This is a genomic window from Ligilactobacillus animalis KCTC 3501 = DSM 20602 (genome assembly GCF_001434535.1).
Taxonomy (GTDB): Bacteria; Bacillota; Bacilli; order Lactobacillales; family Lactobacillaceae; genus Ligilactobacillus; species Ligilactobacillus animalis.
On the sequence record NZ_AYYW01000025.1, the window covers coordinates 57,568 to 71,712 of the forward strand.

13 protein-coding genes are annotated in these 14,145 nt (G+C 41.4%); 4 read left to right on the top strand and 9 right to left on the bottom strand.

All coding sequences use genetic code 11. The annotated features are described in order from the left end of the window. Positions 1 to 72: 72 nt before the first annotated feature. On the bottom strand, positions 73 to 2,259 hold the full coding sequence (locus tag FC30_RS03940; RefSeq protein ID WP_010689247.1) for a DNA translocase FtsK: 2,187 nt from the start codon (positions 2,257 to 2,259) through the stop codon (positions 73 to 75). Positions 2,260 to 2,633: 374 nt separating this feature from the next. Here FC30_RS03940 and FC30_RS03945 point away from each other — a divergent pair, with 374 nt between their 5' ends. Then, positions 2,634 to 4,271 carry a peptide ABC transporter substrate-binding protein gene (locus FC30_RS03945; protein ID WP_010689248.1) on the top strand — a complete coding sequence of 546 codons (1,638 nt, stop codon included), beginning with the start codon at positions 2,634 to 2,636 and terminating at the stop codon, positions 4,269 to 4,271. 97 nt (positions 4,272 to 4,368) lie between these two features. On the opposite strand, the gene FC30_RS03950 is transcribed toward FC30_RS03945, so the two are convergent. The 3 genes from FC30_RS03950 to FC30_RS03960 form a co-directional block, all read right to left on the bottom strand. Beyond that, positions 4,369 to 4,878, bottom strand: coding sequence for a tRNA (cytidine(34)-2'-O)-methyltransferase (locus FC30_RS03950; RefSeq protein WP_010689249.1), 510 nt, complete (start codon positions 4,876 to 4,878; stop codon positions 4,369 to 4,371). Between the two features lie 219 nt (positions 4,879 to 5,097). After that, positions 5,098 to 5,955 (bottom strand): methyltransferase domain-containing protein, encoded by an 858-nt coding sequence (locus tag FC30_RS03955; RefSeq protein WP_010689250.1) that lies wholly within the window; start codon positions 5,953 to 5,955, stop codon positions 5,098 to 5,100. Between the two features lie 8 nt (positions 5,956 to 5,963). After that, a complete protein-coding gene (locus FC30_RS03960; RefSeq protein WP_010689251.1) occupies positions 5,964 to 6,473 on the bottom strand; it encodes an aminoacyl-tRNA deacylase in 510 nt (169 codons plus the stop codon). 220 nt (positions 6,474 to 6,693) lie between these two features. Between FC30_RS03960 and FC30_RS03965 the strand changes: the two genes are divergently transcribed. Further along, a complete protein-coding gene (locus FC30_RS03965) occupies positions 6,694 to 7,671 on the top strand; it encodes a GMP reductase (RefSeq protein ID WP_004048209.1) in 978 nt (325 codons plus the stop codon). Between the two features lie 55 nt (positions 7,672 to 7,726). On the opposite strand, the gene FC30_RS03970 is transcribed toward FC30_RS03965, so the two are convergent. Continuing rightward, the gene (locus FC30_RS03970) at positions 7,727 to 8,089 is read right to left on the bottom strand and encodes a PTS glucitol/sorbitol transporter subunit IIA (protein ID WP_010689253.1); all 363 of its coding nucleotides are present in this window, start codon (positions 8,087 to 8,089) and stop codon (positions 7,727 to 7,729) included. 193 nt (positions 8,090 to 8,282) lie between these two features. Here FC30_RS03970 and FC30_RS03975 point away from each other — a divergent pair, with 193 nt between their 5' ends. Both FC30_RS03975 and FC30_RS03980 read left to right on the top strand, forming a co-directional pair. Continuing rightward, entirely contained in the window at positions 8,283 to 9,299 is a 1,017-nt protein-coding gene (locus FC30_RS03975) for a lactonase family protein (protein WP_010689254.1), read from the top strand. A 5-nt stretch (positions 9,300 to 9,304) separates the two neighbouring features. Beyond that, positions 9,305 to 9,949 carry a copper homeostasis protein CutC gene (locus FC30_RS03980; RefSeq protein ID WP_180978424.1) on the top strand — a complete coding sequence of 215 codons (645 nt, stop codon included), beginning with the start codon at positions 9,305 to 9,307 and terminating at the stop codon, positions 9,947 to 9,949. A gap of 80 nt (positions 9,950 to 10,029) precedes the next feature. On the opposite strand, the gene FC30_RS03985 is transcribed toward FC30_RS03980, so the two are convergent. The 4 genes from FC30_RS03985 to FC30_RS04000 form a co-directional block, all read right to left on the bottom strand. Beyond that, on the bottom strand, positions 10,030 to 10,824 hold the full coding sequence (locus tag FC30_RS03985; protein WP_010689256.1) for a YdcF family protein: 795 nt from the start codon (positions 10,822 to 10,824) through the stop codon (positions 10,030 to 10,032). 233 nt (positions 10,825 to 11,057) lie between these two features. After that, positions 11,058 to 12,425: a magnesium transporter gene (gene mgtE / locus FC30_RS03990; RefSeq protein ID WP_010689257.1), complete on the bottom strand. Its 1,368-nt coding sequence runs from the start codon at positions 12,423 to 12,425 to the stop codon at positions 11,058 to 11,060. Between the two features lie 15 nt (positions 12,426 to 12,440). Then, positions 12,441 to 13,337: an RluA family pseudouridine synthase gene (locus tag FC30_RS03995; protein ID WP_010689258.1), complete on the bottom strand. Its 897-nt coding sequence runs from the start codon at positions 13,335 to 13,337 to the stop codon at positions 12,441 to 12,443. Further along, positions 13,315 to 14,133: an NAD kinase gene (locus FC30_RS04000; protein WP_010689259.1), complete on the bottom strand. Its 819-nt coding sequence runs from the start codon at positions 14,131 to 14,133 to the stop codon at positions 13,315 to 13,317. The genes FC30_RS03995 and FC30_RS04000 overlap by 23 nt, the downstream gene beginning before the upstream one ends. Positions 14,134 to 14,145: the final 12 nt, after the last annotated feature.

Consider the following 14,145-nt stretch of genomic DNA (forward strand, 5'->3'; position numbering starts at 1 on the left):
GTTTTCCTTTAAAAAAATAAATTTTATTTCCACTAAAAAAGCTCGTCTAGATCAGACGAGCAAAAAGTGCGATCAATTATCGACTTTTTTCGATTTTAAATAGACTTGGCGTGGTTTAGACCCGGCTTGTGGACCGATCATCCCACGATTTTCAAGTTCTTCTACGAGATTAGCAGCTCGATTGTAACCGATCCTAAAGTGACGCTGGATCAGCGATGTACTGCATTTTTGTTCCTGCGTGATAAAGGCCACGACTTCATCGAAAAGCTCATCAGTCCCATTGCCATCTGGGGCTTTGAGCTCACTTTCAGAAACTTCTAGCGCTTGATCATAGGTCACTTCAGCTTGGGCTTTGATGAAATCAACAACATTTTGAACATCTTCATCGTAGATATATGCCCCTTGGACTCGCGATGGTTTATTTTGGCCCATTGGTAAATAGAGCATATCACCTCGACCCAATAATTTTTCGGCGCCAACTTGATCGATGATCGTCCGTGAATCAGTCCCACTTGAGACCGCAAACGCCATCCGCGAAGGCACATTAGCTTTGATGATCCCGGTAATAACATCCACCGATGGCCGTTGTGTGGCTAAGATCAAATGGATCCCAGCGGCACGTCCCATCTGTGCGATCCGTGTGATAGCCGCTTCGACCTCATTACCAGTCGTCATCATCAGATCGGCCAATTCATCAACGACTACTACGATATACGGCATTTGCTCATAGTTAGCTGGATCTTTAGCCGCAAATTTATTGTAGCCGTCTAAATTTCGTTGCCCAGTTCGAGCAAATTCTTCATAGCGCTGTTGCATTTTAGCCACGACTTTTTCCAAAGTAACTGCTGCCTTGCGTGGTTCTGTAACTACCGGCGTCAATAAATACGGTAGATCATGATACATCCCCAGCTCAACTTTCTTAGGGTCGATCAAGACCAACTTGACCTGCTCAGGAGGACAGTTCATCAACAGACTCGTCAAGATCACGTTGATTGCGACTGATTTACCGCTCCCGGTCGAACCTGCGATCAATAAATGTGGCATTTTGGCTAGATCAGCTGTGATCAATCCATTTGAAATGTCACGTCCCAATGGTACTTCGAGCGGAGCAAAATCAGTTGCTTGAAATTCCGCCATCAGTTCTTTAAATGAGACCATCGCCACATTTTGATTGGGCACCTCGATCCCAACTAAAGCTTTCCCTGGAATAGGCGCTTCGATCCGAATATCTTTAGCCGCTAAAGCTAAAGCAAGGTCATCAGCCAAACTGACAAACTTCGAGACCTTGACCCCTACTGCTGGATGCAATTCATATTTAGTCACCGCCGGACCTAAAATGATATTTTTTAGTTCAGCTTCCACCCCGAAACTTTTAAGCGTCTCAGTCAATACTGCTTGATTTTGCTTGATCTTCTTTTTTTCAACTGAACGATCAGGAACTGGTGTCTCACTCAATAAATCGAGCTGGGGCAACTCGTAAGCTTCACTGTTAAATGCTGGTCGTGTTTTTCTTTTAGCAGGTCGTTCGGGCTTTGTTTTAGGCTTTTCAGCTGGCATCGTGCTCTCTGGCACTGATGCAGCTGGTTCAAGTTGGTCATATACCACCTTTTCGTCAGATATCTTCTCTTCTTTAGGAGCTGACTCGATCTCATCTTCATTGATCAGCGCTTTAGAAGCATCTTCTTTTAATTTTCCCAACTCACTATGGGCTTGTTTGATCAAATTTTGGCTGCCTATTACCAATGCTTTTAAAGCTCGACCTAAATTTTCCAGAACAGTTCCAAATGAGATCTGGCAAATAAATAAGACACCCGCACCGAGCAAGAGCACCGCTAAAAGATATGAACCCAATTGTCCCACTAAAAAATAAGTAAGACTATACAATAAAACGCCCACGATCCCACCAGCCAGATCTTCATTCAAAGTTCCAGCTACGAGGTCATGCCCTGCTCGCTCTAAAAAAGCATTCAAAAAATCAGTGTGGATCGCAAGTTCTTGAAATGAGTACGCACTAACAAAGAGCACGATCCCTAGATATAGCAAGATACCACCTAAAATATAGTTGGCTTTGAGTTTAGGGCGTTTATCAAATAACAACCCATAGCTCCCCAAAATGAGTAACAAAATTGCCCCTAGCTGATAAGTATTGCCGACTACCAAGCGAATCATATTGGAAAATAATGTTCCTAAAAAGCCCAATTCAAATAACGCCAGGCCTGCAGAAGCAATGGTCCCAGCTCCGTATAAACGCCAGGTCATTTTAAAACTTGGCTTCGATCGTTTACCTCTCTTTTGAGGACTTGTTTTTTTCTTTCTAGTTTTTTTTTGCTGTGCCAAGATTTACCCCTCAATTCCCTTTAGGTCCCAAAAGACCCTTCTCAACCATAAATTATAACACATTTGCCCCAAATCAATATTCTCAGTTAAATATAATCTTTTTCAAATATAAACAATTAGTTCAGATAAAACATAAATCTTTTTATATTAAACTTTATCATGATATATAAATTCTAAAAAATAAAAATAATTATCTTTAAATTATAATTTTTATAAAATATAATAACAGAAATTAAAAAATAACTTTTTTAATTGAGGGGTAGCTTAGAAAATAATTATCTAGGGGGCATACACCTATGAAGTTTAAAAAACTTTTAGCTACGTGGAGTACATTAGCCGTAGCAACTCTAATCTTGAGTGCATGTGGTTCACACAAAGCACAACAAAGTTCAAACAAACCAGCCACCAAGCAAGTTTTAAACTGGTCAGTTCCAAACGAACTCGCGACGCTTGACTCTGTTACTGTCGCCGAAAGCGGTAGCGCCGATATGATCAATAATTCTATGGAAGGCTTGTTCGTGCTTAAAAACAATAAAGCCACAGCTGGATTAGCGATCGATACTAAAGCTTCTGCCGACGGTCTCACCTATACTTTTTCTCTGCGCAAAGGGGCAAAGTGGTCAAATGGCGATCCTGTCACAGCTCATGATTTTGTCTTTGCTTGGCGGCGTTCGGTCGATCCAAAGACAAATTCTTTGGCTGCATATATGTATAGTGGGATCAAAAACGCTGATGATATTTTGGCCGGTAAAAAAGCAGCAGAAACATTAGGTGTCAAAGCTTTGAGTGACACTAAACTTGTCGTCACACTCGATAAACAACTCCCGTATTTGAAACTGTTGCTAGCAGATGCCCGTTTCTTTCCACAAAATCAGCGAGCAGTCGCAAAATTCGGCAAAAAATATGGAACTAGCTCCGATACCACCGTCTTCAACGGACCTTTCGTACTTAAAAACTGGACTGGTTCTAATTTGAGCTGGAAATTAGTCAAAAATAACAATTACTGGAATAAAAAGCACATCAAAATGGAAACGATCAACTTTAAAGTCGATAAGAGCTTTACTACTGCCTACAATCTCTACCAAGCCAATAAAGTTGATTTCACTCACCTAAGTGCCGAACAAGCCAAACAATTAGCCGACCAGCCAGGGTATCGGGTCTTGCGCCGGGCTCAAATCACGTATATGAAATTCAACGAAACAAAAAAGGAATTTCAAAATAAAAAGATCCGTCAAGTTATCGGTTATGCGATCGACCGCAAACAAATGGCCTCTTCTGTTGCTGGAGACGGTTCTGTACCATTGACCAATTTAGTTCCACAAGGTGTCTCGACCTTTAAAGGCAAAGATTTTGCGACTTGGGCTAAAACCAAAGTCGGTGTCAGTTACGATCCAAAATTGGCTCATAAATTACTCAAAGAAGGTTTAAAAGAACTCGGTGAAGATCACTTTGAATTCACCCTCTTGGGCCGCGATACCGAAATTTCGAAAAAAGAAACTGAATTCATCCAAAGCCAGATCGAACAAACTTTACCTGAAGTCAAAGTCCAAACAAGTAATATCCCGATCAAGATGCAAATCGCCAAAGCCGCCAAAGGCGATTTTGACGTAACCTTGACTGGCTGGTTAGCCGACGTAGCCGATCCAAGCAACTTCTTAGATATCATGACAAAAAATAATCCTAACAACATGGGGAAATATGCTAGTCCAAAATTCAACGAACTGATGACTGTTGCTGAAACGAGCGATGCCATGGATAAAGATAAACGCTTTTCTGATCTGATCGCAGCGGCTAAACTGCTAAACGAAGATCAACCGGTCGTCCCACTGATTCAAGATGGTACTCCTGAAATGTTGCGCCCATCAGTCCACGGTATGATCCAAAACACTGCGGGTCTAACTGAAAACTTTCGCTCTGTATACATCACAGAGTAATATACTATATAAATACTAAGGGTCCCACTATGATGCTTTTGCATCATAGTGGGACCCTTAGTATTACTTTTTGACGGCTACATAAAACTGCCCATTTTTATTTTAACTTATCATTTTCATAAGTATGTGTTTTTTCCAAACCAACAAAATCTTGTTGACGCAAAGCCTCGTAAACTACGATCGCTGCCGTATTTGATAGATTCAACGCGCGAATATGTTCATCATTTTGGGGGATCCGAATGCATTTTTCTTCATTTTGACGCATGAAGTTTTCGGGCAGACCCGTTGTTTCCTTACCAAACAAGAAATAATGGTCATTTGCTGTTGCATAATCAACTTCCGTATAAGCACGGGGAGCAAACTTAGAAACTACATGCAACTGATCATTTTCACCTAAAATTTCCAAGAAAGCTGGTAAATTAGGATGATAAGTTATCTTGACCTTATCCCAGTAGTCTAATCCCGCGCGTTTTAGATACTTATCTTCTGTCGAAAATCCCAACGGCTCGATCAAATGTAATTCAGTATTGGTCCCAGCACAGGTCCGCGCGATGTTACCTGTATTGGCTGGCATCAGTGGTTCAAATAAAACAATATGGTTAGCCATTTCAACTCTTCTTTCATTCTTGAGCTACTAGTCCAAACTAGCAGCAGATAGTATTTTTACACAAAAAAAGCGTAACTGTTCGGTGTGGGCACGGCGAACAGTTACGTTAATGAAGTACAATCACATAGTAACTAACGACAGTTCCGTTAATTACTCATAACCGATTTCTTAATGAATACTATAGCATTCATTAAAGTAGTTTTCAATCTTTTTTCAAAATTATTTTTCACTACTGAGTAAGGTCACATCCACGGTGATCTGCTTTAACGGCTGACTCGCAGCTTTTTTCAGACTTTCAGCTGAAGCTCCCCACTGTAAAGGTGTCATTTTCATAAGCGCCGCAAACAAAGCATCATCTAGCGAAAATACGTACTTTATCCGTGTACTAGTTGCATTAGGGTAGTGCTTATAGAAGAGATCTAATACTTTTTGATTACTATATTCGTGTTTTTCATCATTTTCAGCGTATAATAAACGCCGTAATTCCCCTAGATAGTTAGCATTGGGAATGACTTTCAAAAGTTTGCCCGTTTTTTTCTGGACTCGCGCAAATTCACCATAAGCAGATGGCGAAAAAATATCGATCAAATAATCAAAACTTTGTTCACTAAACGGTAGGTCAGCTAGATCTGCAATGCAAAAAAAGCCAGCCGTCTCTTGTTGCGTCGCCAGATTGATCGCACGTTTCGAAATGTCAAAGCCAACATAACGATCAGAACTATCAGCTCGTTTATGTTCTAATCGTTGTAAGACACTACCTTCCCCACAGCCAATATCAAGCACTTTGATCCCCGCTCGTTCACCGATCTGGTTCGCTATTTCTTCAATGATCGGATCAAAAAAACCAGCTTGTAGTAAAGACCGACGTGCTTGCCACATTGCATCATCATCATAGTCACTTTTGACGCCATGTTTGATCAAATACAAGGTTCCTTTTTTAGAAAGGTCAAATTGATGATCGTTAGTACAGTAAACCGTTGTCTTTTCTACCTTACTAAAAGGAGCTCGACAAGTCGGACACCGAAATAGCCCTTTGTTTTGCGCAACAAATTGCGCTCCCCGTTCGATTTTTTTCATACTCATCCCTACTTTTCGACCTTGATATATTTACCTTTAACTAGATCCATCAAATCAGTTTGTTTCAAACGGACCGAGCGCCCTACTTTACCAGCTGAAACTGAGATCAGCGGTTGGTCTTTGATCCGTTCATCAAAGTAGATCGGAAATCCTTTACGCACATTGATCCCGATCGGTGTATTTGCACCATGGATATAACCCGTGATGTTGATCAAATTTTTATTATCCGCCAAGTGGACTTGCTTTTTCCCTAGCTCTTGGGCTACTAACTTGAGATCGATCTCATATTCAAGTGGCAAACACACGACCACATAATCTTTAGGATCTTTATTCGCTTGTAGCACGATCGTTTTTAAAATAGATTTAGGATCGACACCTTGGGCATTAGCTTCTTCTAATGCAGACTGGCCCCTAGTCAACCATTCAAACGAAGCTTCTTCATATTCAATATGATGTTGATCTAGGATCCGTTCGTCATTTGTCTTTTTTTCTTTATTTTTTTTAGCTTTTTTTGCCATAAATTCTCCCTCGCTTTCACTCCTGCTTTATTTTAACGTGGATCTACACACTTGTCGAATTGCTTAATTTATTAAGTTAAATTTAATTAATGCAAAAACCGAACTTTTTTTAATACGAATATTTTTTTATTTGACTTAATCTGACTAATACGTTATATTTAATTTTGCTCTTTAGAGCTAATGATTTTTTTACGAATAATAGATAAAGGGGTTTATAATCATGCCAGTATTTGATTATGAAGATATTCAACTTGTTCCTAATAAATGTATCGTTAAAAGTCGGTCTGAGATCGATACCCGTGTTAAATTTGGTCCAATGACCTTCAACATCCCGGTCGTTCCAGCCAATATGCAAACCGTGATCGATGAAGATTTAGCTATTTGGTTAGCACAAAACGGTTATTTCTATATTATGCATCGGTTTGAAGAAAACGAACGTGTCCCATTTGTTAAAAAGATGCACCAACTTGGGCTCTTTGCCTCGATCTCAGTCGGGGTCAAACCACAAGAATATCAATTGATCGATCAACTTGCACAGGAAAATTTGATCCCTGAGTATATCACGATAGATATCGCTCATGGCCATTCAGATACCGTGATCGATATGATCAAATACATCAAGGCAAAACTCCCTGGGACCTTTGTGATCGCCGGTAACGTTGGAACTCCTGAAGGCGTCCGTGAATTAGAAAACGCTGGGGCTGATGCTACTAAAGTCGGGATCGGACCAGGTAAAGCTTGCATCACTAAAGTCAAGACTGGCTTTGGAACTGGTGGTTGGCAATTAGCTGCCCTTCGCCTCTGCGCTAAAGCTGCTCGTAAACCGATCGTAGCTGATGGCGGGATCAGAACTAACGGTGATATCGCTAAATCCGTTCGTTTTGGAGCTTCAATGTGTATGATCGGCTCAATGTTTGCTGGACATGCCGAAACTCCTGGCGAGATCATCGAACAAGATGGCAAAAAATATAAGACTTATTTTGGTTCGGCTTCCCAATACCAAAAAGGTGAATACAAAAACGTCGAAGGTAAGAAGCTCTTAGTTCCTTACCGTGGTCACATTTCCGATACCCTTCGCGAAATGCAAGAAGACTTACAATCCTCCATCTCTTATGCTGGTGGACGTGACTTGGCTGCACTTCGTAAAGTCGATTACGTGATCGTTAAAAACTCGATCTTCAATGGTGACCAATACTAAAGAATAAAATAGATCCCCTCTAGGACCTAAATAGTCTTAGAGGGGATCATTTTATTTATCCATAAATGATCTGTGTTCCTTGTTTGATCACTGGCATAGTATGTGGCTCTAAATAGAGTACATTTTCTTGGAGATGCTCTTTTTCTGGTACCGGTTTAAAGTTGAGTACAGTATGCCCGATCGTTGTTAGGTTACTTTTAACTAATTCACCTAAATATTTTACATGATAAACTTGATCATCGATCTGGATCTTAGAACCGATCTCTAGATCATAGTTCTCGACCGCATCATTTTCAAAGCGTTGGATCACAGAAACTTCTCGTAAGCGAGGAGAAGCCGTTTCATCAAATAAGATCACCATTGGCTCATCTTTAGAGACTGCCTTAGCTCCGATTTCAATAACTTCACTTTTGATCATAACTTTACAAACCCTCTCTAGCACATCACCTGATTTTGCGTCGCTTCATCTACACAACACAGCTACATTATACCGCACTTTTACGTAGAAAAGTAGTTTTTCTACCATTTGCGGACTTCCCGGCCTAGGTTGCACAAATTTCCCTTTAAAAATGTTAGAATAATAATTGAGCAAAATGAATGGAGGGATTTTTTTGAAAGAACAGATTTACTTTGGTACTTATACCAAGAAAACTAGCCAAGGTATCTATCATGCTGTTTTGGACACTGATACCGCTCAAATTTCCACGCCTCAAGTAGCGATCGCCGTGGAAAATCCTACTTACTTAACAACAACTGATCAAACCTTGCTGACTGTAGCCAAGGAAGGTTCGCTAGGTGGGATAGCTGCTTATGAACTGGCAAATGACAGCTATGCCCTTACAGATGACGCCCTTGTGGCTGGTGCTAATCCATGTTATGTAGCTTTCGATAAAAAGCGATCGTTAGTCTACACTGCTAATTATCACAAGGGACAGATCGATGTCTATCGCTTAAATCCTGATAAAACATTGACACTTTGTGATTCTGTCGTTCAGACTGGTTATGGCCCTCGTAAAGAACAAGATGGCTCACACGTTCACTATACCGATCTGACTCCTGATGGCCGGTTGGCAGTCGTTGATCTGGGGAACGATACGGTCTCGACTTACGATGTTTCAGCTGAAGGTAAGTTAGCACCTGTTTCGATCTTAAAGACTAAAGCTGGGCTCGGACCACGTCATTTAGCGTTTGCTCCCGACAAAAAGACAGCTTACCTAGTTGGAGAACTTTCCAGCACGGTTTCTATACTTGATTATGATTCGACAACTGGTGCTTTTTACTTACGCCAAACTGTAAGCACGATCCCAGCTGATTGGACTGAACATAACGGAGCTGCTGCGATCAGAGTTTCTAATGATGGTCGCTTTGTCTACGTTTCTAATCGCGGTCACAATTCACTTGCTGTCTTTGAAGTCTTAGATGGAGAATTGAAATTGATCCAACATCTTACGACTCACGGTGATTTTCCACGTGATTTTGCGCTTGACCCAACTGAAAAATTTATTTTGGTCGCTAACCAAAATACTGATAATGCAACCTTGTATACCCGTGACCAAGAAACCGGCTTACTTGCTTGTTGCCAAAAAGATATTCCTCTTCCCGAGGGTGTCTGTGTTTATTTTAAATAAAAGGAATGAAGAATTTGCTTTATCGCGAAGTTTGCTTAGAAAATTATACTGACCTCCCCCAAGCCGTTTTACAGGGTGCTGATCGGATCGAGATCTGCGACAACCTCGCTGTCGGCGGGACTACGATCAGTAAAGGTGTTATGGGTGAAGCTATCAAGTATACCCATGAAAAAAATATTCCCTTAGTGATCTTAGTCCGGGCTCGTGGTGGAAATTTTGTTTACAATGATATCGAATTAAAGATCATGGAAGCTGATATCTTAGAAGCTCAAGTCTTAGGAGCTGATGCGGTTTGTATCGGTGCTTTGACGGCTGATGGTCAAGTCGACTACGAAGCAATGGAAACGCTCATTGCTGCAGCTGGCGGAATGGAACTCGTCTTTAATATGGCCTTTGATGAACTGAGCTTTGACGAACAAAAACGGACGATCGATTGGGCAGTCGAGCAAGGCTTTAGCCGGATCTTGACCCATGGTGGTCCTAAAGATACTCCGATCGAAGCTAATTTAGAGCATTTAAAAGAGCTCATCGCTTATGCTAATGGGCGGATCACGATCCTTCCTGGGGGTAAGATCACGGCCAAAAATGCCCAAGCGGTAGCTGACGCCTTACAAGTCACTGCAGTCCATGGAACTAAAATATTAGCTTGAGCTTCACAACAAGTCTGATCTCGGTCAGGCTTGTTTTTTATTCCACAAAAAAAGCCAGTCCCCTGACTGACTCGAAATAGTTATATTTTCAAATATGCAAATGCTATATATACGACACCTAAAGCTAAAATGACGCTCAATTGCAGCTTATAAGTGATCCTCAGATAAGCGATATATTCACGCATAAATGCATTGAGCGTAAAATACCAACGTGTTTTGGCACCAAAGCCAACACATTTAAGCCCTTGACGTTTAGCGATCACTAATGCACGATAAACGTGATATGAATTAGTAGCGATCCCAAATTTAGCATTTGGCGCCATCAAGCGATGTGAAAATAAAATATTTTCATACGTAGTCGTTGACTTATTTTCAACAATGATATCATCTGCAGGTATCCCTTGCTTTAAAGCGTAGTTTCGCATCGCTTCACCTTCTGCGATCACTTCATCTGGTCCCTGTCCCCCCGACATGATCAATTTTAAACCTGGTGTTTTACGGTAGACCGCAATCGCCCGCTCGATCCGCGCTGCCAATAACGGTGTTACTTCAGTTCCATTTAGCCCTGCACCTAAAACTACGATATAGTCAAGTTTTGGCAACTTAAGGTGAACCAAATTCAAAGTCAACGTTACAGTATACATCACCATAACGAGTAAGAAATAGACCGTCACCGAACCTAAATAACCATAGGCGTACATCCAAATATTTTTATCGGTAAAATGTCCAAACATCGGCCAGATCACTAAGTAAGCAATACAAAAGATCCCAAAACCGAGCGATAATAGGTTGTGGAATTTAAAGCCTTCATTTAAGATCACCTTGACCCCATTATAGAGAAAGACAGACACTAACACAAACGGCCACAATACCATACATATCGTCACTATGCTCGCTAAAAAGATAATAATGAAAAACAGCCACTGATGAGCATACAAGAACTCACTATATCTCATTAGGATCGCAGCGATAAAGATCATTGTTGTCAGTAAAAAAGTCACAAATGAAACGCCGGCCCATAAAGAACGGGGCTCGTGCCTCATTGTATAAGTAAACCAACCTATTCCAACTAAGAATATCGATACAAATATCAACATTTAAATTACCCTTATGTCCCCATAAAAAATTTCATAAATAATTTTGCAATATTAAAGTAGATCAACACCGAAGTCAAGTCACTTAACGTTGAGATAAACGGACCTGAAGCCACAGCGGGATCGACTCCGATCTTATCCATCAAATTAGGGATAAAGCTCCCAGCTAAGTTTGCCACCGTGATTGCACACATCATTGCCATCCCGATAACAAAACCTAAAATAAAGTTTTGCTTCCAAAAGCCAACGATCAAAAAGATCGTCAAACCTGTAACTAATCCCGTAACCAGACCCGTCAAAAGTTCGATAAAAAATTGGCGATAAACAGACGGTTGATCTTCATCACGACTAGCTAATCGCCGAACTGCGACCGCCAAACTCTGCGTCCCAGCATTTCCGGCAGTACCGGTGATCGAAGAAACAAAGATCGCTAAAATACTAGCTTGACTGATCATGCCTTCATAATGTGAGATCAAAGTCGTTGTCGACATCCCCAATAATAACAAGACGATCAACCAAGGCAAACGATTGCTCGCAGCCTTGATCGGGTTATCGGCTACTTCTTCGGTATCAACGGCAGCCAAACCAGAGTAATCTTCAGCAGATTCTTCATCGATAACGTCAATGATATCATCGACGTTGATGATCCCGATCAATTTATTCTCATAATCAGTCACTGGGATCGCTAAGAAGTTGTAATCCCGGATCGTCTGTGCAACTTCAGCTTGATCATCAGAAACTTTAACTGACATCACCGGCGTTGTCATGATATCCATGATCATTTGATCATCATCATTTATCAAAAGATCACGTAAAGTCAAAACACCGATCAACTTGTTATCAGAGCCAACAACATAAACATAATAGATCGTTTCAGCATCGCTTGCTTCACGCTTGACAACATGCATCGCTGAGCGGACCGTCTGATTGCCGGCGATCGCCACATATTCCGTCGACATGATCGCACCAGCAGTCTTATCTTCATAGTGCAACATTTCACGGATCTCAGCAGCTTTTTCAGTCGGCAAAAGGCGCAGATAGCCCGCTAGATCTTTTTTAGGTACATACGCTAAAATATCGACCGCGTTATCGGTATACATCTCATCAATAACATTGGCCGCATATTGTGGCGTCATTTCTTCAAAGTATTTTACGACTTCTTCGGGTTCATCTTCGATCGCATCAAACATGTCCCCGACTTCTTTGGCCGTTAAATAGCGATACAGCCTCGCTCTTTGTTGTGAATTTAATTCAGTAAAGATCTGTGCTTGTTCATAAACGTGCAGATCCAAATAATTTTCTCTAAATTGCCGTGCTTTTTGGCTGTTCAGCAACTGGATGATCTTCTTGTCACTTTGAGTTTTTACCAGATTTTCAGCCATACTCATCCCTCTTTTCTAATTGTTTGCTAGATACTGTTGCATATCTCGCGGTAACTCACAAGTAAACTCAACGTCTTTTTCTAAAAAAGGATGATAAAAGCGCAGATAGGCACAATGCAAAGCTTGCCGTTGCAAAGGCAAAACTTTGGCACCATCATACAAGCGATCCCCTAATAACGGATGCTTCAAGTAAGCACTGTGAACGCGGATCTGATGTGTCCGTCCCGTGTGCAACCGGATCCGATACAGCGTCGCTTGGCCTACACTTTTTTCGTACCAATATTGAGTTTTAGCAAACTGCCCTCCTGCTAAGACTCGGCGCTTGATCAAACTATCCTCTTGGCGTCCGATCGGTAAGTTTACCGTAAAATGTGGGTTCGTCAGTTTACCCGTAAGTAAAGCCAGATATTCTTTTTTGATCGTGTGTGCATGTTGCTGTTGATCGATCAAAGCATGAGCATATCGATGTTTCGCAACTAAAACTAGCCCCGTCGTATCACGGTCTAGCCTCGTTGCGATATGAACGACCGTCTGCTCGTAACCACGTAATTTGTAATAGCCCACGATCCGATTGACCAATGAATCAGTTCGCTGATCGGTCAAGGGGGACGGGATCGTAGTCAGACGGGCTGGTTTGTTGACGATCAAATAATGATCATCTTCATAGACGATATCTAACGGGACATATGATGGGATCACTGCCTCTTTGCGCGGATGTTCTGGCGGTAAGCTGATCGTGATCTTATCGCCTTTTTTTATTTGATCCACGATCCGACCTGAAGTGTTATTCACCAATAATTGGCCCCCTTCATGTCTGATCTTAGCAGATAAACGACGTGATACGCCCTTTTGTTTTAAAAATGTCTTTAAATGACAGTTATTTTCTTCGTTATAAATCCATTCTATCTTCATCTTCAGTTCCTATAAAGGCGTCTTGAACTCGGCGCCAAAAATGTGTGTGGCGGTATTTAGCAAAATAGATCCGCCTTTTTGAGACCTTATATTGAATCTCACAGATCTGACGGTTATGATACGATTCTGAATCGACAGTCAAAACAAAATCGCTCCCTTTTCCCGGTCTAAAGGTGATCCAGTCATTAGGTGCTACAATCATCGGTGAGCTCAAGGTCCGAAAAACGCGATTATTGATCGAACCGATCTCGGCTATCTGCAAGACCTCAAGATTAGGGTGGACTACTGCCCCACCAAGTGATTTATTATATGCCGTCGAACCAGTCGGCGTCGAAACGCATAGCCCATCGCCTCTAAAGCGTTCAAAGAGTTCACCACCGATATACACATCCGTTACCATGGTGGCACTATTACGCTTTAAGGTCGATTCATTCAACGCTAAATAACGCTCACGGCGCGGGCTATCGGCGTATTTAACAGAAACTTCCAATAACGGGTAACTGACGGATTGGCGATTATCTGATTGCAGACTGATCACCAAATCGTCGATCTCATCATCACGCCAATCCGTATAAAATCCTAAATGTCCCGTATGAACACCCACAAAACGAATTTGCTCTAATTTATCTTTATAATGATGAAAAGCCGATAGCAAAGTACCATCGCCCCCGATCGTCACTACAACATCGGGCTCTTCGTCATCGATCACAAAATGGCGTTCCACAAACTTTTGATATAGTTTTTTCTTAACAGCTTGTGATTTAGCTCGTTTATTAGCAAAAATTGCGATTCTCATTATTCTCACCTC